Origin of the sequence: Alteromonas sp. McT4-15, assembly GCF_020515205.1 — a bacterium.
Lineage (GTDB): Bacteria > Pseudomonadota > Gammaproteobacteria > Enterobacterales > Alteromonadaceae > Alteromonas.
In genome coordinates this window covers 24,420-49,062 of the sequence record NZ_JAJALG010000027.1, presented here as the reverse complement: position 1 = coordinate 49,062, position 24,643 = coordinate 24,420, and the positions used below count along the sequence as shown (strand labels likewise).

General features: G+C 45.1%; 25 protein-coding genes. 13 read left to right on the top strand and 12 right to left on the bottom strand.

Going from position 1 to position 24,643, the window contains the following annotated elements; all coding sequences use genetic code 11:
* Positions 1-102: 102 nt before the first annotated feature.
* Positions 103-957: an RNA polymerase sigma factor RpoH gene (gene rpoH / locus LHL20_RS15985; protein ID WP_159627563.1), complete on the bottom strand. Its 855-nt coding sequence runs from the start codon at positions 955-957 to the stop codon at positions 103-105.
* Positions 958-1,475: 518 nt separating this feature from the next.
* Here rpoH and LHL20_RS15980 point away from each other — a divergent pair.
* Together LHL20_RS15980 and LHL20_RS15975 are read left to right on the top strand one after the other, a co-directional pair.
* Positions 1,476-2,708, top strand: a complete 1,233-nt coding sequence (locus LHL20_RS15980; protein WP_226434006.1) for an EAL and HDOD domain-containing protein — start codon at positions 1,476-1,478, stop codon at positions 2,706-2,708.
* A gap of 177 nt (positions 2,709-2,885) precedes the next feature.
* On the top strand, positions 2,886-4,121 hold the full coding sequence (locus tag LHL20_RS15975) for an EAL and HDOD domain-containing protein (protein ID WP_226434005.1): 1,236 nt from the start codon (positions 2,886-2,888) through the stop codon (positions 4,119-4,121).
* 107 nt (positions 4,122-4,228) lie between these two features.
* On the opposite strand, the gene ftsX is transcribed toward LHL20_RS15975, so the two are convergent.
* The 3 genes from ftsX to ftsY are packed head-to-tail and all read right to left on the bottom strand — an operon-like array spanning position 4,229 to position 7,519.
* On the bottom strand, positions 4,229-5,209 hold the full coding sequence (gene ftsX / locus LHL20_RS15970) for a permease-like cell division protein FtsX (protein WP_226434004.1): 981 nt from the start codon (positions 5,207-5,209) through the stop codon (positions 4,229-4,231).
* Positions 5,206-5,907, bottom strand: coding sequence for a cell division ATP-binding protein FtsE (gene ftsE, locus LHL20_RS15965; protein WP_202262662.1), 702 nt, complete (start codon positions 5,905-5,907; stop codon positions 5,206-5,208). Before ftsE ends, ftsX begins: the two co-directional genes overlap by 4 nt.
* A gap of 25 nt (positions 5,908-5,932) precedes the next feature.
* The gene (gene ftsY, locus LHL20_RS15960; RefSeq protein WP_226434003.1) at positions 5,933-7,519 is read right to left on the bottom strand and encodes a signal recognition particle-docking protein FtsY; all 1,587 of its coding nucleotides are present in this window, start codon (positions 7,517-7,519) and stop codon (positions 5,933-5,935) included.
* 66 nt (positions 7,520-7,585) lie between these two features.
* On the opposite strand from ftsY, the gene rsmD reads away from it, so the two are divergent.
* Positions 7,586-8,254 carry a 16S rRNA (guanine(966)-N(2))-methyltransferase RsmD gene (gene rsmD, locus LHL20_RS15955; RefSeq protein ID WP_226434002.1) on the top strand — a complete coding sequence of 223 codons (669 nt, stop codon included), beginning with the start codon at positions 7,586-7,588 and terminating at the stop codon, positions 8,252-8,254.
* Positions 8,255-8,263: 9 nt separating this feature from the next.
* Here the strand turns inward: rsmD and LHL20_RS15950 are convergent, their stop codons facing one another.
* Both LHL20_RS15950 and LHL20_RS15945 read right to left on the bottom strand, forming a co-directional pair.
* A complete protein-coding gene (locus LHL20_RS15950) occupies positions 8,264-8,842 on the bottom strand; it encodes a YjaG family protein (RefSeq protein ID WP_226434001.1) in 579 nt (192 codons plus the stop codon).
* Positions 8,843-9,445, bottom strand: coding sequence for a YhgN family NAAT transporter (locus tag LHL20_RS15945; RefSeq protein ID WP_159627581.1), 603 nt, complete (start codon positions 9,443-9,445; stop codon positions 8,843-8,845).
* A 346-nt stretch (positions 9,446-9,791) separates the two neighbouring features.
* Between LHL20_RS15945 and LHL20_RS15940 the strand changes: the two genes are divergently transcribed.
* On the top strand, positions 9,792-9,974 hold the full coding sequence (locus LHL20_RS15940) for a helix-turn-helix domain-containing protein (RefSeq protein ID WP_159627583.1): 183 nt from the start codon (positions 9,792-9,794) through the stop codon (positions 9,972-9,974).
* Positions 9,975-10,056: 82 nt separating this feature from the next.
* Here LHL20_RS15940 and pepB read toward each other — a convergent pair whose 3' ends face one another.
* Positions 10,057-11,343, bottom strand: coding sequence for an aminopeptidase PepB (gene pepB, locus LHL20_RS15935; RefSeq protein WP_226434000.1), 1,287 nt, complete (start codon positions 11,341-11,343; stop codon positions 10,057-10,059).
* 99 nt (positions 11,344-11,442) lie between these two features.
* Here pepB and sfsA point away from each other — a divergent pair, with 99 nt between their 5' ends.
* From sfsA to panC, 7 genes are all read left to right on the top strand, one after another.
* Positions 11,443-12,144 carry a DNA/RNA nuclease SfsA gene (gene sfsA / locus LHL20_RS15930; RefSeq protein WP_226433999.1) on the top strand — a complete coding sequence of 234 codons (702 nt, stop codon included), beginning with the start codon at positions 11,443-11,445 and terminating at the stop codon, positions 12,142-12,144.
* Positions 12,145-12,418: 274 nt separating this feature from the next.
* Positions 12,419-12,868, top strand: coding sequence for an RNA polymerase-binding protein DksA (gene dksA, locus LHL20_RS15925; RefSeq protein ID WP_159627589.1), 450 nt, complete (start codon positions 12,419-12,421; stop codon positions 12,866-12,868).
* Positions 12,869-12,934: 66 nt separating this feature from the next.
* Entirely contained in the window at positions 12,935-13,852 is a 918-nt protein-coding gene (gluQRS, locus tag LHL20_RS15920; RefSeq protein ID WP_226433998.1) for a tRNA glutamyl-Q(34) synthetase GluQRS, read from the top strand.
* A 98-nt stretch (positions 13,853-13,950) separates the two neighbouring features.
* Positions 13,951-15,267: a polynucleotide adenylyltransferase PcnB gene (gene pcnB, locus LHL20_RS15915; protein ID WP_226433997.1), complete on the top strand. Its 1,317-nt coding sequence runs from the start codon at positions 13,951-13,953 to the stop codon at positions 15,265-15,267.
* Complete coding sequence (folK, locus tag LHL20_RS15910) at positions 15,260-15,757, top strand: 2-amino-4-hydroxy-6-hydroxymethyldihydropteridine diphosphokinase (RefSeq protein WP_202262670.1); 498 nt, start codon at positions 15,260-15,262, stop codon at positions 15,755-15,757. Before pcnB ends, folK begins: the two co-directional genes overlap by 8 nt.
* Before the next feature lie 63 nt (positions 15,758-15,820).
* Positions 15,821-16,615 (top strand): 3-methyl-2-oxobutanoate hydroxymethyltransferase, encoded by a 795-nt coding sequence (gene panB / locus LHL20_RS15905; protein WP_202262671.1) that lies wholly within the window; start codon positions 15,821-15,823, stop codon positions 16,613-16,615.
* Positions 16,616-16,628: 13 nt separating this feature from the next.
* Complete coding sequence (gene panC / locus LHL20_RS15900; protein WP_226433996.1) at positions 16,629-17,480, top strand: pantoate--beta-alanine ligase; 852 nt, start codon at positions 16,629-16,631, stop codon at positions 17,478-17,480.
* 75 nt (positions 17,481-17,555) lie between these two features.
* On the opposite strand, the gene panP is transcribed toward panC, so the two are convergent.
* Entirely contained in the window at positions 17,556-19,193 is a 1,638-nt protein-coding gene (gene panP / locus LHL20_RS15895) for a pyridoxal-dependent aspartate 1-decarboxylase PanP (protein WP_159627601.1), read from the bottom strand.
* Between the two features lie 375 nt (positions 19,194-19,568).
* Here panP and LHL20_RS15890 point away from each other — a divergent pair, with 375 nt between their 5' ends.
* Entirely contained in the window at positions 19,569-20,300 is a 732-nt protein-coding gene (locus LHL20_RS15890; RefSeq protein WP_226433995.1) for an EAL domain-containing protein, read from the top strand.
* Positions 20,301-20,357: 57 nt separating this feature from the next.
* Here LHL20_RS15890 and trmB read toward each other — a convergent pair whose 3' ends face one another.
* From trmB to LHL20_RS15875, 3 genes are read right to left on the bottom strand one after another with little or no spacing between them, the layout of a single operon-like run.
* Positions 20,358-21,026, bottom strand: a complete 669-nt coding sequence (trmB, locus tag LHL20_RS15885) for a tRNA (guanine(46)-N(7))-methyltransferase TrmB (protein ID WP_159627605.1) — start codon at positions 21,024-21,026, stop codon at positions 20,358-20,360.
* A complete protein-coding gene (locus LHL20_RS15880; RefSeq protein ID WP_226433994.1) occupies positions 21,026-21,841 on the bottom strand; it encodes an ABC transporter permease in 816 nt (271 codons plus the stop codon). The genes trmB and LHL20_RS15880 overlap by 1 nt, the downstream gene beginning before the upstream one ends.
* Before the next feature lie 33 nt (positions 21,842-21,874).
* Positions 21,875-22,801, bottom strand: a complete 927-nt coding sequence (locus LHL20_RS15875) for an ABC transporter ATP-binding protein (protein WP_202262673.1) — start codon at positions 22,799-22,801, stop codon at positions 21,875-21,877.
* Between the two features lie 266 nt (positions 22,802-23,067).
* Here LHL20_RS15875 and LHL20_RS15870 point away from each other — a divergent pair, with 266 nt between their 5' ends.
* Positions 23,068-23,670: a carboxymuconolactone decarboxylase family protein gene (locus tag LHL20_RS15870; RefSeq protein WP_226433993.1), complete on the top strand. Its 603-nt coding sequence runs from the start codon at positions 23,068-23,070 to the stop codon at positions 23,668-23,670.
* A gap of 31 nt (positions 23,671-23,701) precedes the next feature.
* Here the strand turns inward: LHL20_RS15870 and pdsO are convergent, their stop codons facing one another.
* The gene (gene pdsO / locus LHL20_RS15865) at positions 23,702-24,472 is read right to left on the bottom strand and encodes a sortase-associated OmpA-like protein PdsO (RefSeq protein ID WP_226433992.1); all 771 of its coding nucleotides are present in this window, start codon (positions 24,470-24,472) and stop codon (positions 23,702-23,704) included.
* Positions 24,473-24,643: the final 171 nt, after the last annotated feature.

Sequence of the window (24,643 nt, the reverse complement as noted above, 5' to 3'; positions counted from 1 at the left end):
TCAGCTTATTAACAATAATAGTCGGCTTAACGCAAGGTAAGACAGGTCAACAGATAATAAAAAAGCGCCATTCAGGCGCTTTTTTGTATCTCTAAAATAGCTTTACGCTACCATTGCTGCTTGCAGCTTCTTCATCGCGTTCTTTTCGATTTGACGAACGCGCTCTGCAGACACTTGGTACTTGTCAGCTAAATCTTGCAGCGTAATTTTGTTATCTGCCAACCAACGCGTCTCGATGATATCTTGACTGCGCTCATCAAGCGTCTTGATGGCTGAATATAGGCGCTTACTTGCAGCTTTGTCCCAGTCGTTATTAATAACATCAGTTTCTACGTCAGAAGATTTATCTTCCAAGTATTGAACAGGTGCAAAATTGCCCGTTTCGTCTTCATCTGCCGTTAAATCAAACGCTTGGTCTTGGCTGCTCATACGCGCTTCCATCTGAAGCACTTCTTTTGTACTCACACCCAATTCGTCAGCAACCGTCTGTACTTCATCATGCGTAAACCAGCCAAGGCGTTTCTTCGCTTTACGTAAATTAAAGAACAACTTACGCTGTGCCTTCGTGGTCGCAACTTTAACGATGCGCCAGTTTTTAAGTACAAACTCATGAATTTCGGCTTTGATCCAATGTACCGCAAAAGAAACCAAGCGAACGCCCACTGTAGGGTCAAAACGCTTAACGGCTTTCATCAGACCGATATTACCTTCTTGAATTAGATCAGCTTGTGGCAAGCCGTAACCTGAATAAGACTTTGCAATGTGCACAACAAAACGAAGATGTGACATTACTAGCTTTCGAGCGGCTTGTAAGTCTTCGTCTTCGCGAAGGCGCACTGCCAACTCGCGCTCTTCCTCAGCGCTAAGCATATCAATGCTGCTTACAGCTTGAATGTAGCCTTCGATGCTACCGCTGTGTGGCACTGACAGGGCCATAGATTGCAAATTATTGCTCATTGTTCACCTCATTTATTGCCGCTTCATATTAGCAAAGTAACTGAAGCCGCGCGAGACCTAATTAAGATATGAAGTCTAACCGATATGTAGGTATAGTGACTTTTCACACAATATCAAGACCTACATGTAGAAAAAAAGTTCAAATTTCTGTAGATACTCCCACCTATAAACTAACTTGGTCACAAGAACGCTTATAAATTGCAAGAGTGGAACTTAATAATACGACTTTTTATTACAATAGTATTATACGGACGCGAATAAATTTTTGTTTACCGCTAATCTCAGCGTGATGAAAACTACCGTATTCGCTCGCTTAACTTATCAATTAGTATCAATTAGGCTATTTGATTTGTTGCAACACATGATATGTCTTGCTTTTCGCAATGGAAACTGAAAATAATAGATTGATGTAATCGATTTTTTGCACTACTACCGCTGCAGCGCTTTTCTTTAGACACAAACTATAAAAAATAAGTCGATGTATAAGGGATGCCATTCATGCAGCAAAGAGGGATTTGATGTTTGCTTATGTCGCTAGACAACCTATATTCGATGTAAATCGCGAAGTTTACGCCTACGAATTACTTTTTAGAATTGGCGAAGAAAACTGCTTCCCTGATATTCCTCCTGATGAGGCAACGTCGAAAATTCTTACCTCCACTCACCTGAGTTTGGGTATAGAAGAAATCACAGGTGATAAGAAGGCGTTTATTAATTTTCACCGTGACACCCTCATGTTTCGCTTTCCCACATCGCTTGATGCAAGCAAAGTCGTCATAGAAGTGGTTGAGACAGTTGAGGTGGATGATGCACTTGTCGCGGCATGCAAGCACATCAGAGGGTTAGGTTACCCGATTGCACTAGACGACTATGATATGAAAGGGAAATGGGAGGACTTCATCCCTTTCACTAGTGTCGTCAAAATCGATATTACAGAAATCCCTCACGACAAAATTCCCGCCCTTGTAGAACGCTTTAAATCGAAAAAAATAAAACTTGTCGCTGAGCGAATCGAAACCTACGAAGAGTTTCGAAAGTTCAAGGAAATGGGTTTCGACTATTTTCAGGGTTATTTTTTAGCCCGACCAGAAATTGTTCGACATCGCAAGCTAGGCCCAAGCAGCTTAACAATGATGCAGCTGATGACATTGAGTAGTCAAAGCAAACTCAACTTTGACGAAGTGAACAAAATTATTGAGCGCGATCCATCATTAACCTATTTGCTACTGCGCTTTATCAATAACCCCTTAGTCAACAAACGTCACAAGATCACTTCACTTAAACACGCTTTGACCTTTATGGGCGAGTTAGAAGTGAAGAAGTTTATTTCGTTGCTTGCGCTTGCGAATTTGAATGATGGTCAACCAACCGAACTCATGCAAATGGCACTGGTTCGCGCTAAATTTTGTGAATTGGTGTACACCAAAATTCATAGCAATGACGACCCAATGACAGGCTTTTTGACGGGCTTACTATCGCTACTTGATGCCATGATGGAACAAAGTATTGAAGATCTGGTGAGTAAAGTGCCAATAAGCGATGAGGTAAAAGATGCCTTGTGTGGAAAACCGGGTTTGCTTCGCAACTGCCTCACACTGTCGCAGTACTTCGAACGCGCAAAATGGGCGGGTATTCAGCAGTTTGCAAACAAGTATGAGATTAAACAAAGCCTACTGCATAGCTACTACAATGAAGCAATAAAATGGGCGAAACATATGCACAACGCAGCGCTTAACGACAATAATGAGTAGAATTAATAACAACAATAGTTGTTAGTTTGCGTTTACATATCTTAGACTACAAAAAGAGCTGCTATTTTTTAAGCAGGCTCATAGAGTTAAGTAATGCGTTTGAGCCGGTTTGGCGCCAAAGGATAGGCAATCAAATCTTATTAGGCACGCGCTACCATGTTGAATCAGGAAAGAATTATGTTCGCGTTTATTGCCCGTCAGCCCATATTAGATAAAAGCAAAAGTGTTTTTGCATACGAACTGCTTTTTCGCGACGGTAAGAGTGGATCTTATCCAGAGCATAGCGAAGAAAAATCAAAGTTTATTACCGAGCAATTTCACCCTCTGGGTTTAGACGACATCTGTGGTGAGAAGAAGTCATTCATCACATTTTCTTCTGACACACTTATTTCTCGCTTCCCTACAAATTTGAATCCCGACTCTGTCGTGGTAGAGCTTGCTGACCCTACCGACACAAGTAGCGGTTTGTTTGAAGCGTGTCAGCACATAAAGCAATTAGGTTTTCAGCTGGCCATTGACGATCCTATGATGGTGGGCTCAAAACACGACATTTTTCCACTTATTGATATCGTTAAAGTTGACGTTACAAAGGGTCGCTTTGAGACCATTGAGAAACAAATCCCCCGTTATCACGATGCCAATGTGCAATTAGTCGCTGAGCAAGTTAACACTCAGGACAATTTTTCAACGTGCGTTGACTTAGGCTTTGACTTCTTCCAAGGGTATTTTTTCTCTCAGCCAGAAGCGCGTATTCTTAGACAATTGCCAGCATCGAAAATGAATGTCGTGGACTTGATGGGCGAAAGCGCTAATGCTGACTTTGACATTGCGCGCATCAGTCAAATTATTGAGCGCGATGCAACATTAAGCTTTTTACTGCTGAAGTTTATCAATAACCCAACTATCAATAAGCGATACAAAATCACTTCACTTCGCCATGCATTGAATTACATGGGAGAAGTAGAGATTAAGAAGTTTATCGCGCTACTAAGCCTAACGAATTTAGGTGACGAAAAGCCGCTTGAAATTATCCATATGTCTTTGGTTCGCGCCAAGTTCTTCGACTTGCTTGCTGAACGCCGGGGACTCAAAAACAACCCGCCTATTTCATTTTTGGTTGGTTTGTTTTCACTGCTAGAAGGTCTGCTTGACCAATCAATGACAGACATATTAAAGCAGCTTCCACTATCAGAAGAGGTAAACGATGCCTTGCTGGGTAAGAATGTTGAATTAAATAGTTACATGACATTAGTAAGGGCTTTTGAAAGTGCCCTTTGGATGAATGTTATCAAGCAAGCAAAGCTATTGGATATTGACCAAAAGCAGCTTCACGTTTTGTACAATCAGGCCATTGTATGGGGTAACGGCGTAAGAAGTGCCATTTCATCACATTACCCCCGCGCGATTGCTTAGCATTTGTTATAAAAAGCAAAAAGGCCCTACAAGGGCCTTTTTTAATTACGCTGTTTTTTAAGCTATATCTACTTAAATTATATTTCCTAAAATTCTGTGTTCAAAAATTATTTGGGCTCAATTTGTCGCACGTGACGCTGCACTGAAATCAGAGAGCCTAACAATCCGAGTAATATAGATAACCCCAACATAGTCAGTAACGCACTTCCGGTTAACCCTGTGATGTTGAACTCTTTTTGATACATAGAAGCAAATGTTGTAATACTGCTATCCATCCACCATAAAATAATGATCACCGCAAACCAGGCCATTAAGCCACCAAGCAGCCCATACCAAAAGCCCGTGTACAAAAACGGACGATGGATAAATGCATCTGTCGCGCCTACCAATTTCATTACGACGATTTCATCATACTTATTGAGGATATTAAGGCGAATGGTGTTACCGATAATTAGCACCACTGCAATAAATAACAATAGGCCAATTAACGTGACCAAGTCTCTGGCGATATCAATGACCGCATAGAGGCGCTCAAGCCACTCAATATCTAGCTTACCTACATCGACTTCTCGCTGTTGCCTTAGTTTATCTAACAGTGCTTGCGCTGCGGTAGGCGACGCGTGTTTTTCATTTGGCGTAACTAATACAACATCGGGCAGCGGATTTTTTTCTAGGTAGGCAATGGCATCACCGAGTCCTGATAAATGCTGAAACTCTTTTAATGCGTCATCAGCTGGAATGTATACCACACTGTCGATTTCCGACCATGTGTTGAGCCGAGCTACCAGTTGTTGTGAACTAGTCGCCGACACATTGGGCTTTAGAAACAAGGATATCTCCGATGCCTGGTCCCACCCTGCGGTAATTTTTTCGGTGTTTTTGACCATAATATACAAGGTGCTTGGCAATGTGATACTTAGTCCCAAAACACCTATGGTCATGAGCGATGCCATGGGCTGTCGCCATAATTCACCTAGGCTTGAAAGCGCTTGTCTGACATGGCTCACAAAAAACATCACAATGGTTTGCAGTAATCCAACCTTTGACGATGAAGCACCTTGGGCTCGGCCTTTGAACAAAATACTCATGACCAGTCTCCATCGACGGTGGTGTCTAACTCTTCGGTCAACCCATCGGTAATCATTTGTCCATTCTTAAGCGTTAGCGTGCGGTAGCGCATGCGAGCAATGAGTCCTAAATCGTGGGTGGCAATAAGCACTGACACACCAGCTTGATTGAAATCTTCAAAAAGGCGAATGATTTCCATCGACAGTTTAGGGTCAAGGTTACCAGTTGGTTCGTCGGCCAATAACAAAGGAGGTTTATTCACAACGGCTCGTGCTATGCCAACGCGCTGTTGCTCACCACCAGAAAGCGTAATAGGCAAGCATCTGACCTTGTCTCGTAGACCCACCATTTCAAGTGCAGCTTCAACACGCTTGCGTATTTCTTTGTGAGTATACCCTTCAATAACTAACGGCAATGCAACATTGTCAAAAACTGTTTTATCCATAAGCAGCTGATGACTTTGAAAAATCATGCCGATATCACGACGGATATAAGCAATGTCACGGCGAGTAATACTATTTAGATCATGCCCATTAATAAGCACTCTACCTACAGTAGGTCGCTCCATAATACTGATAAGTTTGAGCAATGTGCTTTTACCCGCACCAGAGTGGCCCGTTAGAAAGGCCATTTCCCCTGGGGCGATATGGAAATTCACCTTACTTAAGGCGCGCTGGCCGCCAGGGTAGGTTTTGCTTACCTGCTCAAACTTTATCATTATTGTTCCCTACTGCCGCGTTAGATTAGCTTTGTGGTGTTTCCATTTCGCTAAACAAGGCATCTATAAATTCTTGGCCATCGAATTGACGTAAATCGTCAATGCTCTCGCCGACACCTATATACCTTATCGGAATGTTAAACTGATCAGCAATAGAGAATATAACGCCACCTTTTGCTGTGCCATCTAACTTGGTCAATGTGATCCCCGTTAAACCAACTGCTTCATTAAACAATTTAGCCTGACTAACAGCGTTCTGTCCTGTTCCAGCATCTAATGTCAACATGACTTCATGAGGCGCATTGGGGTTAAGCTTTTTCATTACCCTAACCACTTTTTTGAGTTCTTCCATTAAATTGTTTTTGTTTTGCAAACGGCCTGCAGTATCGGCAATCAGCACATCAGTACCACGTGATTTTGCCGCTTCAAGTGCATCGTACAGTACCGATGCACTGTCAGCACCTGTATGCTGAGCAATAACCGGAATATCATTGCGCTCACCCCACACCTGCAGCTGCTCCACCGCTGCCGCTCTAAAAGTATCGCCCGCAGCTAGCATGACTTTTTTGCCCTGTTGCTGGAACTGCTTAGCTAGTTTGCCGATAGTTGTGGTTTTACCTACGCCGTTTACGCCCACCATAAGGATAACGAAAGGCCCTTCAGCTGCGTCGTGCGCTTGCATAACTTCAGGTAACGGTTGGTTCACTTTTGACAGCATACCTGCCATTTGTTGCTTAAGAATGTCTAATAAGGCTTCAGCATCTTTAAGCTGTTTGCGCGAGGCACTGTCGGTAAGGTGATTGATTATCTTTTGCGTGGTGTCCATGCCCACGTCGGCGACAAGTAACTGAGTTTCAAGATCTTCATATAGCTCATCGTCTATAGCCTTGCCTTTAAACAAGCTAACGATACCACTACCTAAATTTTCTTTCGTACGTGACAAACTGTCTTTTAATCGAGCAAAAAGAGACTTTTTCTCTTTTGGTTCAGCCTCAGCTTGCGCTTTAGCCTGTGCTTCTGCCTCAGCTTGCGCCTTCGCCTGTGCTTCTGCTTCAGCTTGCGCCTTTGCCTGTGCTTCTGCTTCAGCTTGCGCCTTCGCCTGTGCTTCTGCTTCAGCTTGCGCCTTCGCCTGTGCTTCCGCCTCAGCTTGCGCTTTTGCCTGTGCTTCCGCCTCAGCTTGCGCCTTCGCCTCGGCTTGCGCCTTTGCCTGTGCCTCTGCTTCAGCTTGTGCCTTCGCCTCAGCTTGCGCCTTTGCTTGTGCTTGTGCCTCTGCTTCAGCTTGCGCCTTCGCCTGTGCTTCTGCCTCAGCTTGCGCCTTCGCTTGTGCTTCTGCTTCAGCTTGCGCCATTGCCTGTGCTTCCGCCTCAGCTTGCGCCTTGGCCTGTGCTTCCGCCTCAGCTTGCGCTCTTGCCTGTGCTTCTGCCTCAGCTTGCGCCTTCGCCTGCGCTTCTGCCTCAGCTTGCGCCTTCGCTTGTGCTTCCGCCTCAGCTTGCGCTCGTTTTTCTGCTGCGGCATTTTCTTGCGCTTGTTGCTGCGCTACCTCTTGCGCCTGTTGCGCTTTTTCTTTCTCTGCTTTTTTATTCTTGCTGAACCAGCCAAAAAGTTTCGACATTGTTAGGACAAATCCTTATAAATTCTGAGCAAATTCGGCTACACTTGCCGCCTATTGTATGAACGCATGATACCATTGTCAGCCACTATGAAGCGAGTTTCTCGCCCATCTCGGGCACCATCTTCCGCAAAAAAACGTCAGACCGCAAAAAATGTGCATGCACCGCAACGCGGACAACCGGGCCAAATACGTATAATTGGGGGCCAATGGCGAGGACGCAAGCTCCCCGTGCTGGATGCACAAGGGTTACGACCTACCACAGATAGAAATAAAGAAACGCTATTTAACTGGCTTATGCAGCGTGTTAACGGCGCCCGTTGCCTAGATCTTTTTGCAGGCTCAGGAGGTTTGGGACTAGAAGCGCTTTCTCGTTATGCCACGCACTGTGACTTTATTGAATTAGATAAGCAAGCCAGTGCGCAATTGAAAGCGAATTTAGCAACGCTGAAAGTCGAGCCAGCCGTTACTGCCCGTGTCCATAATGGCGATGCGCTGAACATAGTGAAGTCTCTTGCACAAACGCCTTATGACATTGTTTTTGTCGACCCACCCTTTAATCAAAACTTGGTTGAGCCAGCGCTCAATGCTCTGGTAAGCAATGTACAAGTGGGGAGTGTTATTTATCTAGAGCACGAAAGCAGCTTATCAACGCCGCCGTTACCGGATAACTGGCAAATTACTAAAGAAAAGCGCACAAATGCACTAGTCTACATGCTGATAGAAGTTGTTAGTTGACACACTAGGCTACATTTCAAGCCCTATATTCGAGATACCAGCCTCTAACGCAAGCTGTTTCATTTCATCAACAGCTTTAGCCGGATACTTGGCTTGTTCAACATAGTCTAAAAGCTCGTTTTGCACTTCCACTTCAAACTCCATAAGCGGGTGCGATTTTACACTTTCATCGTCCGCTTCATCTGTCGCTAGAAGGTATGCTTCAACGCTGCCTTGCGACAATTTGCTAATAACCACCGCACCTTGAGGATCATCACCCGCGACTAAATTGAGCAATCCGGCCAAACCAATAGCGGCATCAATTGCAGGGTAAACGCCGTAATTATCAAATTCACTCGTATCAGGTGTGGCAACTTCGACCTTTTCCAACTGAACAGCAACATTGAATTTGCTTTTAGGCGACTTCAGCGACTCCCACACCAAGTTAAGGCAGTTGCGAAGACCAGTAGCATCGCCTGTTTCTGTGACTTCACAGAAAAGCGCGTAGTTCGGCAACATGCGTTCAAGCAATGCTGCGCCAAACGCAACCGCTTTCCAACCTTCAAGTGCGCGAACACGACCAAATGTATTGAGTTTTTGCTTCGCCATTTATAGTGCTCCAGTGGCATGCATAAAGTATTGAGACACACCATCCAATAACATTTGAATAGCTATCATAACTAAGATCATCCCCATTAAGCGCTCCATTGCCACTAGGCCTCGCTCACCGAGAATTTTGTGAAATACGTTTGAGAACATCAATATTACGGCGCTAATTGACCACGATGCAGCAAGCGCGATAGACCAATCTGTCATTCTATCAGGCGCTTGGTTGGCCAAGAGAATAAGTGCCGCCAGCGTTGATGGGCCTGCAATCATGGGAATAGCAAGAGGAACTAAAAACGGCTCTTCACCCACGGCGAGTCCACTAGGGTTACCCGAAGAAGGAAAAATCATTTTTAGTGCGATTAAAAATAAAATGATACCACCAGCAATGCTCACCGTTTCTTGTTCGACATTCAAAAAGTTAAGCACCGACTGCCCACTGAACAGAAACAAAAACAAAATGCCCAACGCAAAGAGCAACTCGCGAATCATAATAAATTGACGTCGTTTAGGCTCGATTGACTTTAGCACCGACATAAACACAGGCAGATTACCGAGTGGATCCATGATCAAAAAAAGCATGATTGCAGCAGACCAAGTATCCATTAATAGTACTCTCCAGAATGTGATAAAGGGCAAGGCGGTATTGGCGCGCAATGGTAAACCAAGCTACGCAAGTTAAAAACACCAATCTCGCATTGAAAGCGAAAATTACTCGAAAAATAATAAATATACGCTTAAATAATAAGGTAACGACGGAACATTACCTAATTTTCTTAGTCATGGTATAGATGCTTAAACGTTTTAAGGCAAAGGGTATTGACTATCTACACCTTTTGGATAATGTCTTAACTGCATGGCTTTTGATGTAATGACAGGTTCCGACGTTTTTGTTCGTGACTTTTAACTTCAAGAATAAGAATAACCAAAATACAACAAGTGGATAAATACAATGAGTTTAATGACAGTCAAAGAGGTAGCCGCGTTTTTAGGTGTACAAGAAGTTCGCGTTGAGCGTTTGGAGCGTGAGAGCCTTTTAGTGTCGAAGGACAAAGATACCGACGGCAACCCACTTTTTGATAGTGGCGATGTTGAGCGTTATAAGCAATTAGCAGAGCGCTTAGGCGGCATCTAGCCTGATTCATGCCCTATAAAATTGAAAAAAGGCACAATCCTGCGATTGTGCCTTTTTCATTGCTATGCGCCGCTTAAAAAGGTTAAGAGGGCTTATAATCTTTTAGCATGCGTGCAATCGAACGAATACCCTTAGCTGTTGCGCCAACCGGCATTTCAGCTGTTGCACCACCGTGATAAGCAGCCGCCAAGTCTAAGTGAACCCAGCCTTCATGTTTTACGAATCTAGACAAAAAGCCCGCTGCATTTGAGGCACCGCCGCCACCGCCACCTTTCATCGGACGGCTATTGGCAGTATCAGCGAAGGCTGATGGGCAGCGCTCTGCATGAAATGCTTCTAACGGTAGTGGCCAGAAGCGCTCGTTTTCTGCTTTTGCCGCCGCTAACATTTGTGCCTGTGCATTTTCATCTAGTGAAAAAATTCCATGGTAATCAGAGCCTAGTGCCACTACCGCTGCGCCTGTGAGCGTCGCAGCATCGATAATAAGCGGAGCGCCGGTGTCAGTTGCGGCCATCAAACCATCTGCAAGTACCAAGCGACCTTCAGCGTCGGTATTCACCACTTCAACGGTTACCCCGTTTTTGTATGTGAGTACATCGCCCAGTTTGTAAGCATGTCCACTAATTAAGTTTTCAGCACAACACAAAATCAACTGAATACGCTTTTCAATACCTTGCGTAATCGCTAAGCCGAGTGCCCCTGTTACCGTTGCGGCACCACCCATATCGCATTTCATATCAAGCATGCCTTCACTTGATTTAATGCTATAACCACCACTGTCGAAAGTGATACCTTTACCCACTAGCACTGCATCTACTGGAGCGCTGTCGTTTCCAGTAGGATTGTAATCTAGTACTAGCATGGCAGGCGGGCGCTCACTACCGCGACCTACGTTGTAAATGCCAATCCACCCCTGCTCTTTCAGGTCTTCTCCAACGGTCATCGTATAAGAAACCTTGTCACCGCCAAGTGACGCAAGCCACGTTGCCGCACGTTCTGCTAATGTCTCTGGGCTTAAGTCTTCGGGTGTATCGTTAACCAGTTGTCGAGTAAACAGTAATGCTGCGTACTCTTGCTCTAATGCCGATTTATCAGCATTGTCGACCCAAGTAATGGCGCCAGGCTTGCGCGCACGCGTAAAGCTCATGGCGAACGCCCATTGCTGCTCTTTGTGCCACTCACCCGCTAAAGAGACTTCAGGCAAGTTCAGACCGTCGAGCTTTCTTGCTGCTTGTTGAATTATGCGCTCGTTGTGTGACTCATCGGGTAAATGAATGACCGCGCCAGACTCGGTAAACGAAAGTTTAGCGCCTTCGCCCCATGTACTTTGAGCGGTTTCTGTCGATAGGCTAACGGTAAATATTGCCATTAGATGTGGCTCCTTTATGTCCTAATAATTCGCAAGCACATTCTGGCTTGCATAAATGTCTGTTATTCTGCGCGCTTGTTCTCACAATTAAGGAGAATCATGGAATTTTCATCTTCACTCATACGCGGCACGCTTATAAAAAGATACAAACGATTTTTGGCCGACGTTGAACTTGCTAACGGTACTATAGTAACCGCGCATTGCCCTAACACTGGTGCGATGACAGGCTGCGCTGAACCCGGATACACCGTATATTTAAGTGAATCTACCAACCCTAAGCGAAAACTCAAATACACTTGGGAACTGGCACAAACGTTTAGCGGCCATTTTATTGGTATTAATACCCACAATGCTAATAAGTTGGTGGCACAAGCATTGAATAACAAGGTGCTTAGCATTTTTTCTGACGTAACATCATTTAAAGCGGAAGTAACACCACCTAATGCAAATAGTCGATTCGATTTCGCATTAACCCGCCACAAAGATATTGCCTACATGGAAGTAAAGTCGGTGACACTGGCTGAAACTAATAAAGGTTACTTCCCTGATGCAGTTACACAGCGAGGAGCAAAGCACTGTTTAGAGCTTGCGCGGCTGGCCGAGTCTGGTATACCAACATATTTACTTTTTTGTGTGCAACATACGGCAATAGAAAGTGTACGCATTGCGTCACATATTGATCCAACCTATGCAAAAAGCGTAAAAGCTGCGGCGAATGCAGGCGTAAAGATAGTGGCAGCCGGCTGTACAATTGATGAACAAAAACTTATTTTAAATCAATCACTCCCAGTTATTTTGTAAAAAATAGGTTGATTTTTTTCATTTCGACGCCATATTTGCGCCTTGTTTTAATGGGAGAACGCATTAATTGCGTTAGCTGGAAGCCGCAAGGCTTGTGTAAAAAGAGTTAGTGTCTGTTGGCCTTTTCTTGACGTTTTAGAGCAAAGTTCAACAGACGCTAATTACCAGCATAATAATTACATAGACACGATTGATTGCCTGAAGCTGTCGAGTCTGATATAGATATCGGTCCAATCAGGACAAGATGGATGTCGTAGTGTAGGAGATGTGGCATATGCCAACAGGAAAAGAAACAAAATCCCTAGGACTATTAGCGCTGGCAGGTTTGCAGCCATACGAAGCAAAACCAGACGAAGAGTACATGGGCGAGCCCCAAATGGAGCACTTCCGTCTATTGCTAAAAGCATGGCGTAACCAGCTTCGCGAAGAAGTTGATCGCACGGTAACCCACATGAAGGACGAAGCAGCAAACTTCCCTGATCCAGTGGACCGCGCCGCGCAAGAAGAAGAGTTCAGCCTAGAGTTACGTACACGTGACCGTGAGCGTAAGCTAATAAAGAAAATTGAAAAAACGCTTAAGCGCATCGAAGAAGACGATTTCGGTTTCTGCGATTCTTGTGGAATTGAAATTGGTATTCGTCGTCTAGAAGCTCGTCCTACAGCTGACCTTTGTATCGACTGTAAGACAATGGCTGAAATCAAAGAAAAACAACTTCAAGGCTAAGCGCAACGCACCTAGCTAGAGTCATTGTGAAAGCCTCATCCCGAAACGATGGGGCTTTTTGTTATTATGCATGAAAACTATGTAGGGCGTTTTGCTCCCTCTCCTTCAGGCCAACTTCATTTTGGTTCACTCGTTACCGCTGTAGCCAGCTATCTAGACGCTAGGCATCACAACGGCAAATGGCTTGTGCGCATGGAAGATATTGACGAGCCACGCTGTATCTCAGGTGTCGACAAGGATATTCTTACCACCTTAGAAAAGCATGGATTGTGTTGGGATGACGAGGTTATTTATCAAAGTCAGCAGCATGCTCGATACCAAGACAAACTCGATGAGCTTATCTCACAGCAGCGAGCTTACTTTTGTACGTGTACCCGCAAGCAAATCAAAGCTATGGGGGGGCAATACAATGGCCATTGCCGCGATAAGGGCTATACAGTTTCCACAGAAGGCACTGCCATAAGGTTGAAACTCGATACATCACTTGAAGGCTTTAACGATGTCATTATGGGCAACGTTGCAGTTCCACTTCAAACCAGTCGCGCGGAAGATGCAGTGCTTAAACGTCGAGATGGGTTATTTTCTTACAATTTAGTTGTTGTGCTTGATGATGTTTTTCAACATGTAACTCACATTATTCGTGGCTGTGATCTTATTGACGTTACTGCTTTACAACGCGCAGTTTACGGTGAACTCGGATTTAGCATGCCAACGTACGGTCATGTACCTGTTGCCTCTGTCGCCCCCGGTAGAAAACTTAGCAAGCAAAATCGAGCTACTCCCATCAACAATCTAACACCGCTTGAAAACCTTGTAAGAGCAATGCGCTTTTTCGGTTTTTCATTCCCTGATGCTACAGCGTTTGAAAATGTGTCAGTATTGTTAAACTATGCTATTTCAGTGTGGGACAGGAAAAAAGTCGTTAAAACGCCCGAAATTATTGTTCCACAACATGAATCCACTTATTATAGCGAACCTTTATAGTCTGCGGAGATACCATCATCATTCATCGTGTTTTTAAATCTGTTAAACGCGCTTTTTCAAAAGAGAGCTCGTCAGATAACAAATTAAAGCCTAGAACTATGACACGTGGTGAGCACGGTATATCTCGTGAAGATATCAGTGCGAATGCGTTAAAGGTGATGTATCGCCTTAACGGAGCCGGTTTTGAGTCGTATCTAGTTGGCGGCTGTGTACGCGATATTTTGATGGGACATGAACCGAAAGACTTCGATGTAGTAACCAATGCCACACCAGAGCAAATTAAAGGGCTATTTAAAAATTGTCGTTTGATTGGTCGCCGTTTCAGGCTTGCACATATTGTTTTTGGTCGAGAAATCATTGAGGTTGCCACGTTTCGTGGGCACCACCAAGAATCCGATGACGATGACACCATACCTAAAGGCAAAGCAATTGCTAAACGCGACGCCCACGGCCAGCTCGTTCGCGATAATGTGTTTGGCTCGATAGAAGAAGATGCTGAACGCCGCGACTTCACCTTTAACGCCATGTACTACAGCGTGGCAGATTTCACAGTCAAAGACTTTGCTAATGGACTTGAAGCCATTGAAAAGCGCGAGGTTGCACTGATAGGTGACCCAGAAACTCGCTATCGCGAAGACCCTGTGCGAATGCTTCGTGCTGTTCGATTTGCTGTGAAACTTTCGATGCAAATTGAAAAACACACCGCTGCGCCCATCAAGTCACTGGCAAACTTGCTACAAAACATTCCCCCTGCCCGTTTATTTGAAGAGACGTTGAAGCTCTTTTTATCTGGCAAAGGCGAAGCAACGTTTTTGATGTTGCATGAATACGGTCTGATAGAACCATTGTTTCCTCAGCTTGCACCATTTTTAAAAGATGAAAACAGCCGGGAAATGCAGTTTGTTCGCCGTGTGTTAGCCAATACCGATGAGCGAATTAACAGTAATCAGCGCGTTACACCAGCGTTTTTGTATGCTGCACTTTTATGGTACCCAGTAGAAGAACAATCTCAGCGCTTACAAGCAGAATCTGGCCTAAATGCACATGATGCCTTTAACATTGCTTCAGGCGAGGTTATCGCACGCCAAACGCAGCGCATCATGATACCCAAGCGCTTTTCAACTGTGGTGCGCGATATTTGGATATTACAACAGCGTTTACCCAAACGATTTGGTCGTCGTGCTTTTCAGTTATTAAGTCATCCTAAATTCAGAGCGGGCTACGACTTCTTGCTTGCCCGAGGGCAAACAGAGGGTGGCGACTTACTTGAACTTGCACAGTGGTGGACTCACTTCCAGCATGCCGAAAATGGCAAGCAAAAAGGCATGTTAAACGCGCTTAGAAAAACGGAAGGCTCGAAGAGTACGCCTAGAAAGCGTAAGCGCCGTCCAGCCAAAAGAGACTCAGATGCATAAAGAACATGTTTATATTGGTGTAGGTAGCAACCTTGGTGACAGCCAAGGTAAAGCGCGCAATGCCTTTGATGCGATTGCCAAGATTGAAGATACTCGGTTACTTAAGACATCTTCACTTTATTCAAGTAAACCAATGGGACCTCAAGACCAACCGGACTATATCAATGCAGTATGTTTGATTGAAACAGCATTGAAACCCCATGGTTTACTCAAGCAGCTACAACGTATTGAACTTGAAGAGGGTCGCGAGCGCAAGGGCGAACGCTGGGGTCCACGTACGCTTGATTTAGATATTTTACTCTATGGTAGTGAAACTATTGATACCGCTGACCTTGTTGTGCCTCACTATGGCATGGCAGAACGTGAGTTTGTAATGGTGCCATTGTTTGAAATAGCCCCCACAATGGTAATGCCTGATGGGAAACCAATTTCACAATGGGTCGCCAATTGTTCTCTAGACGGTCTTCGTCGCCTGCGCTCTTCCAATTAGCGACAAAATCCGTATAGTTCGCCACATATTATCTCTATTTCCTTACATTATCGGGATCATGTCATGAAGAAAGTTACGGTTTCAGGCTTGCTAAAGAAAAAGCAAGCAGGTGAGAAAATTACCTCGCTAACAGCTTACGACGCTAGCTTTGCCAAGATGTTCGATGAGCAAGGTATTGACGCCCTTCTTATTGGTGACTCGCTTGGCATGGTACTGCAAGGTGAAGACGATACGCTGCCGGTAACGATTGACGATATTGCCTATCATACGCGCAGTGTGCGCAAAGGCACTCAGCGCGCGTTTGTACTCGCCGATATGCCATTTATGTCATATGCCACTGAAGCACAGTCTTATGAAAATGCGGCTAAACTAATGGCAGCAGGCGCAAGTATGGTCAAAATGGAAGGTGGTAGTTGGCTATGTGACACCATCAAGGGTCTTAACTTACGCGGCGTGCCAGTATGTGGTCATTTGGGATTAACACCGCAATCAGTCCATGTATTCGGCGGCTTTAAAGTACAAGGACGCGAAGCCAGCCAAGCAGAAAAGCTCCTACAGGAAGCAAAGGCCCTTGAAGCAGCGGGTATTCAGCTTCTTGTTCTTGAGTGCGTGCCATCATCGCTAGGTAAAGCCGTAAGCGAAGCTCTCACCATTCCGGTTATTGGTATTGGTGCAGGCAAAGATACTGACGGCCAAATTCTCGTGATGCACGATATGTTTGGTATTAGCGCGAACTATATGCCGAAGTTTTCAAAAAATTATTTGCTTGAAACCGGGGACATGCGCAAAGCGGTTGCCCAGTACATTGAAGAAGTCGAAAGCGGCGTGTTTCCGTCACCAGAACACAGCTTTGAGTAACGAGGTTTTTACTATGCAGGTTGTCGATAGCATTGCATCATTGCGCGAATTAATTACCCAGTGGAAGCGCAGTGGGCAAACCGTAGGTTTTGTACCCACAATGGGCAACTTACATGATGGCCATTTGAAGTTGGTAAAGCGCGCAAAAGCACACAACGACAAAGTCATTGTGAGTATTTTTGTTAATCCAATGCAATTTGGTGCAAACGAAGATCTTGATGCCTACCCGCGTACAATTGAAGAAGATAAGGCTAAGTTGATAGCAGATGGTGCTGACGCGGTATTTCTTCCAAGCGTGAGTGACATGTACCCCGCAGGCCTTGACGTACAAACCTATGTAGAAGTCCCTGGCATTTCAGATGTGCTATGCGGTGCAAGTCGCCCCGGCCACTTTAGAGGCGTTGCAACCGTAGTCAGTAAGCTATTTAACATGGTACAGCCAGATGATGCGTTTTTTGGTGAAAAAGACTATCAGCAGTTGCAAGTTATCCGCACTATGGTGCGCGATCTTTCGATGGCGGTAACGGTTCATGGCGTCCCCACTGAGCGAGAAGAATCAGGGCTTGCTATGAGTTCGCGCAATGGTTATTTAACCGCTGAAGAAAAGGCCACTGCAAGCTTAATATATAAAGCGATGCAGCAAATGAAAACGGCGATTGATGAAGGTAACACCGACTTTTTGGCGATTGAAAACGCTGCAGTTTCTGAGCTTGAGCAGCACGGCTTTAAAAACGATTACGTTAAAGTAGTCAATGCGCAAACCTTTATGCCTGCCATGCCTAACGACGCACATATCGTCATTGTTGTAGCCCTCTTCATGGGTAAAACACGTCTTATTGATAACCTACAGATACATCGCGTGTAATAACGCTATGTATACAAAAAAGCCCGCACGACAATTAGCGTAGCGGGCTTTTTTTTATTTTTTGCTTTATGACGTTCAGGCAGACGCCAGTATGTGCTCGTCTGAGACAAAATCGATAAGCTCTTGCCACGCTTTCGTCTCTTTAGCGATAAGGTGCTGTTCTGCCAAAATAGCGGCTAGGTCGTTATGACTGGTCAGTGGATTGGCAAGAACAACACGAAATACAGTGATACATTGCGACGGGTAGTCTGGCGCTTCTAAACGTGTACGCGAAACAAACGACTTACCCGCTTCACGCTGTTGCTTTTGCACCGCTACAACCAATGCATCAATTTTTTCATTAATGGCGTTGCGCGTTTTTGCATTCACATGCTTAAGTTTTTGTTGCACTTCGATAGGACAAACACGGTAAGTAAGCAGTGACAATGTAGGAGACGTAGTAAGCTCAAAGTCTTGCGCTTTATCAATCATATGCGCAAAGTCTTTGGCTTTATCGATGCTTCTATCAATCAGTAGTTCGTAACCTTTGCGACCAAAGATATGCAGCGCTGAATACACCATCATCGCCATACCATTGCGCGAACCTTCCAGTGTAGTAGCGCCTAGGTCTTTAGAGCCAGCACGCAATATGTACTGAGCGTGATGTCTTACGGCATTGGCGTTTTGCGGATCTTTGAACAGCGCCATACCAGCCCCCATCGGCACATACATTTGTTTATGTGCATCTATGGTGACAGAGTCTGCCCGTTCAATTCCCTTGAGCCTGTCACGGTAGCGCGACGAAAACAACGTTGCACCACCCCATGCGGCATCGACATGGAACCAACAACCAAGTTCTTTAGCAACATCGGCAAGTTCATCAAGGGGGTCCACATGACCTGTTTCGGTCGTACCGCCAACGCCCACTATGGCTAGTAGCTTATTGCCTTCTTCTTGATAGCGCTTGCCTGCGCGCAGCGCTTTGGCTGGGTCGAGTGTTTGTTGCGGGGCGGGTAGCGTAATGAGCTGCTCACGTCCTAAGCCCAGTACATCGACCGCTTTTGACAATGAGTAATGTCCACGCTTACTGCACATTACTCCTAAATTATTAATATCGTGAAAACGATAAGCTGCCGCAAGTCCTGCTTTAGCGACACCTGCAAACCCTTTTTGAGGGCCTAGCAACTTATTACGCGCAACCCAAAGCGCAGTAATGTTAGCAATAGTACCACCAGAACAAAACGCACCTAATGAGTGAGCTGCGCTATGAAGGTGCTTTTCATAAAAAGCGTGAGATTGGTCGTACACCAAGTTATGCATCATCCCCAGAACTTGGCGTTCTAGCGGCGTAAAGGCCTTCGATGTTTCAATTTTAACAAGGTTTTGGTTTAGCCCTACCATCAACTTAGACAGTGGTAGGTGAAAATATGGTAGTGCAGAGGTCATGTGACCAATAAAGGTTGGCGAGTATGTATTTACCGAGTGAGCGACCAGTTTATCCAAAAGACTTTCTGCATGCGTAGAAACAAACTCAGGCGACTCAGGCACTTTCGAGTCTGAGAAGTCTTTTTCAATTTCTTCAAGCGATGTTTTTTTCGTAACAACATGCTGCGACAAAAAGTCTAGAATGTTGTCAGATAAATGCTGCTCAATTTGAGCCAGCTTTGAGTCTTTGTGTTCAGGCTTGGTAAAGACCCTAAACAAGTGCTCTAAACTAACTTGCGCTTCACCCACTACACACCTCACTCATCAAACATACACATATTCTGCTTAATCAGCAGAATTGACAGGCGGTTTAGTCGGAGACCGGCCTGACACTTACTTTCCTTTTGCGCTAGTGTTGTCTTATCTGCGAGTTAACCTTTGTTCAATCAGACTAGACAGCTTAGCATTGACATGGTCCATTCGTTGCCAAACCTGAAAACTTATCACAATACTTTCAGGGTGACGCACTTTACATCAGAATGCAATTCTCGCCAAGTGCTTGGCACCCGCATTTGTCTATCTAGACAGGCTATTTAATTCTATTTCACGTTTATACAGGCATCGCCGTGCATTGCTGCTATATTTTATTTATGAATAAATACGAAAAAGCGAGGGTGGTAGTTTATGCCCATACGTGAAATATCTGAAGCATTCACAATAGATGACATCGTGCCTTACTTCCAACCCATTGTCGATTTACACAGCCAAGGGGTGTGGCGATATGAGTGTTTGGCCCGCCTGATCACTCAGGGCGATAAAACCTTTTTGCCCAGCGAATTTTTGTATTTACTCGAGCGCGAGCATCACGTAAATACCCTCGCAGCCAATATGTTTGTGCAATGTGCCAGTTACTTTCGCGACGTAAATATTCCGTGGAATATCAACATAACCGCCAATGACTTACACAACGATGAACTCATCCACACGCTGATAACGCACTTAGCTAGCTACCCAAACCCTGAGCGTGTGAGTATCGAAGTTACCGCATCAACAGCCTTATCTAACCCCAAGCAACTTATGACCTTTATAGATAAGAGTATGCATGCTGGACTTGGCGTATTTATCGATAATGTCGGGTCATGCCCTGGCAATATTCGCGCATTAATGAGTGTACCAGTAAGGGGCATAAAACTGGCGGGCGGATTGGTTCGTCACTACGATGAGCAAGATGCTGTGAGAGAGTATGTCGACTATTTGCTTGGTATGTGTGAGCAACACAGTATCAACGTTATTGCGGAGCATGTAGAAGATGAATTATTGCTGGAGCGAGTAAAACGCTTGCCTATTCGTTACGCGCAAGGCTACGTATTTAGTCCTCCGATGGCGAATGTGAGACAAGCACAACAACGACACTAAATGCATTGAGTTACATTGTTGCGCTATCTACCGCCAAACTGACTCGCGCTAAACTTATCAGTCTTCTTCGCTTCGGCAATTAAGTTGCCAGCACGCTTGTCCGCTGGCGCGGTATTTTCGCTCAAAAGGCGTCATATGAAACTCGCCTGTTACCTCTTTAAGGTCAGATATCAAACCATAATGCTTTGCGGCCTGCGCGAACTCCATAAGGTAAATGAGCCAGTTACTACGTACTTCAATATTAGGCGTAATTGCCATTAAATCGACCATAGCGGCACTGCCATGCCAGCGCTTTTGCACTTGAGTTTTCTTAGGATAGGGATTGGGATACAGCAAGAAGTGCTGAGTAACCTTCCAACTTGACTGTTGAACCAAACGCCAAAAATCATTCACATCAGCGCGAATAACACGATAGTTGTTTTGTTGCGCGCGGTAGTGCTCGTGCTTATCAACGCGTAATGCTGATTTATCAATACCGATAATACGAGCGTGAGGGTTGGCTTGCGCTAGGTTAGCCGTGCTTTCTCCTACACCACAGCAGGAATCAAGAATAATCTCGCCATCGTAGCCTTCAAGCCAGTCGTTCACCTCGTCAAATGCCCGTTGTGTATGCTCACTTACTGGACGTTTGTTTTCGCTGGTACGGTATTTTGTAACAAGCTCATCAAGTTTATCGTGCACACCTACCTGAGAGGTGGTGATTTCTCGTGAATTTCCACTAGCCATTAACTGCGTATACCTTTACCCGTTTTCAGGAGGTAATACGCCACGCTGAAAAGTAATGCGTTAAAGCCAACTAGCAAACCTAAAGACAGGGTTACATTAACATCAGAGACGCCCAAAAAACCGTAACGGAAGCCGTTAACCATGTAAACTACCGGATTAGCTTTACTTACCCATTGCCAAAATTCAGGCAACAAAGACAGCGAGTAGAACACTCCGCCAAGGTAAGTAAGTGGGGTTAATACAAAGGTAGGCACCACGCTAATATCATCAAAGGTTTTCGCAAACACCGCATTAATTAAACCTGCGGTAGCAAAAAGTGTAGAAGTAAGAAGCAGTGTTAACGCAATAATCCCAAGATTATGGATGGTGACATCAACAAAGAATAGCGACACCAGCGTCACAATGATTCCTATCAAGATAGCGCGTGCTACGCCTCCGCCCACGTAACCAAGGATGATAACCGAGGTAGGTACTGGCGATACAAGTAACTCTTCAATGTTGCGTTGAAATTTAGCACTGAAAAATGAAGATGACACATTGGCATACGAGTTTGTGATCACTGACATCATAATGAGACCAGGCACGATAAACTCCATATATGTAAAGCCCCCCATCTCGCCAATTCGATTTCCGATAAGGCTGCCGAAGATGACGAAATAAAGGCTCATTGTAATAGCCGGCGGAACCAGAGTTTGCACCCAAATGCGCAAAAAGCGCGTGCATTCTTTTATCCAAATAGTGGTTAAAGCGACATAGTTTTGCTTTATCCAGCTTGTATTGTCTTGTGTATTCATGTCTGTGGTTTCTGTTTTCACTGTCATTTACCGTATTTGTTATTCACATCAGGCCTAGCCCGCTTGTTTAGCAGACTCTACGAGACGTACAAACAGCTCTTCTAATCGGTTGGATTTGTTTCGCATACTCATTACTTGTACGCCTTGCTCACTTAATTGGGTAAAGACAGGGTTGAGCCCTTCCGTTTTTTCCACATCGACTTCCAGCGTGTGGTCGTCTAATAAGCGATACTCAAAGCCTGAAAGTTCAGGGGCTCTCGTGCCTTCAGGTACTTTGATATCGAGCACAAAGGTTTCTAAGCTCAGTTTGGCAAGCAACGCCTTCATACTGGTATTTTCCACAATAGTACCCTTGTTGATAATCGCAATGTTGCGGCACAGCATTTCAGCTTCTTCAAGATAATGCGTGGTAAGAATAATAGTAATACCTTGACGGTTTATCTCTTCTAAAAATCCCCACATCGAGCGGCGAATTTCAATATCAACACCTGCTGTTGGCTCATCAAGAATCAGCAGTTTCGGCTCATGCATAAGCGCACGTGCAATCATTAAGCGGCGTTTCATACCCCCTGACAATTCTCGCGCTCGTGCATCGCGTTTTTCCCACAAATCTAATTGTGCCAGATATTTTTTCGCACGCTCTTTCGCGATATTTCGAGGCACACCATAATAACCCGCTTGATTAAGCACAATTTGCAGAACCGTTTCGAACTGGTTGAAATTAAATTCTTGAGGGACAAGGCCAATACAGGCTTTGGCGAGTTCTTTTTGTGAAGTTAGATCGTAACCAAAAACAGAGACGCTCCCTTGTGACTGATTCACCAACGAGCTGATAATGCCTATAGTGGTCGACTTCCCCGCCCCATTGGGACCCAGTAATGCGAAGAAATCGCCTTGTTCTACCGACAAGTCGACACCTTTAAGTGCCTGAACGCCACCCTTATAGGTTTTCGTTAACCCTTTAATATCCAACGCTTTCATGATTTGCCTGTGTTATTGGTCACAGCCTGTTAGCTGTGGTGAGATACTATCGCGACGTCGACAGCCTTTACCCTAGCGATGAGGTAGGACTGTGTTGATCTTTACGGTTCGTGTTTTAAGCGTTTAAGTGTAACGTAAAACTTACTGCTTATAGAATACGCGCGCGATCTAGCGATTGTTTTTAACGATTAAATACAGCAAGGTATGTGGGTACAAAAAGTGTGCTTTTCAAGCCCCCTAGTAGAATAACAACGAAGGAATTGCCAATGTCACTGGACCCACTTTTATCTCCACTTCCACCTGAGACTACACCTGAACTAGCCGATGACTTTGCTGTGTTTATCGATATTTTGGGGTTTATCCCAAACAGTCTTTTGACCATGCAACGCAAACCCGAAATGGTAAAGGGTTTTGCTGCATTAACCAAGGGCGTTATGGGTGAGGGCAGTGTTGTGGATGGCGGCTTTAAACGCCTTATCGCCCACTTCGCCAGCCGTGCCGCAGGATGTCAGTACTGTGAAGCACACTCACTTATAGCGGCAGGTATTCACGGTATCAGCGACGAAAAAGTGGCAGCAGTGTGGGAATATAAAACGAGTCCGCTATATAGTGAAGCAGAACGTGTAGCGCTTGATTTTGCGCTGGCTGCAGGTAGTGTACCTAACGCTGTTGATGCACCATTAATGGCGGCAATGCGTGAACACTGGGGTGAGCAAGAGATTGTCGAAATTTTAGGTGCCGTCAGCCTCTATGGCTTCCTAAACCGTTGGAATGATTCCATGGCGACAGAAATAGAATCGTCACCCAAAACCTTAGGTGACGATGTGCTAGCGAAAGGGGGCTGGACGGGCGGTAAACACGTTAAATAGACCGCCTTGATAAGACTTGGACGTTGCAGCGCTATTGAGCGTTTTGACTCATCAAAACAGGGGCTCGCTCTGCAATTTCCATTTCTACTTTGCGGTCAAAGAATATCCCTTCATGTTCAGTTTGCATGCTTTGCGACTCCCCTACTGCGACCGTCATAATTTGCTCACTGGCCACGCCAAGCTCCGTTAGGTATTTTTTCACACTAAGGGCTCTTTGCATCGACAACGCTTGATTAAATTGCGAGTCACCGCGTTTGTCGGCTTGACCCGTAAGACGAACAGTGAGTTTCTCGTTGCCTTTTAACGCACTGGCTACGAGGGCGAGCTGGTCACCATAAACAGGTTCAACAATAACAGAGCCGGATTTAAACTGAATACTACTTTTCAATGTTGGCGCAGGCGCATGGCTTAACTCTTCCTCGTAGGCAACCTTAGTAAGCATTAATTGCTGTTGCATAGCGTGATTCTCTTCACGCAATGTTGAGTTTTCCTGTTGAACGTATGCAAGCTCGGCGAGCTCAGCATGCGATTCGTTAAGGGCTGTCTCCTGAGCCGTATTTTCCCCAATAAGCGCCCCTAAAATTCCTGCTACTGCGGCACCTGCGGGCCCTGCAATAATAGCCCCTACGACAACGCCACTGCCAAGGCCAACTGCCGCGGCCTTTGACTCTTTTTCTTTCTGGGCTTGCATGTTGACAGGCGTGCTATCACTCGATGCCATACGTGAGGCAGCCGCTGCGTTTATTGATAAGGTGGTCATCGCAATTAGTACTGCTGAGGCTAGTGCTTTATTGTTTCTCATCGTGATTCCTCTTTTTAAAAAGGCGCTGTGCGTCGTTGGGGTAACGCACAGCGCAAAGGGTAAGTCGTTGTTTGTGTTCAGTAGCGTTAGTAAACCAATTACAAGTGGCAAAAAAAGCGTGCAATCGGGGAAATGTCGTGATGCAAAACGCCAAATATGGCGTAAATGAGG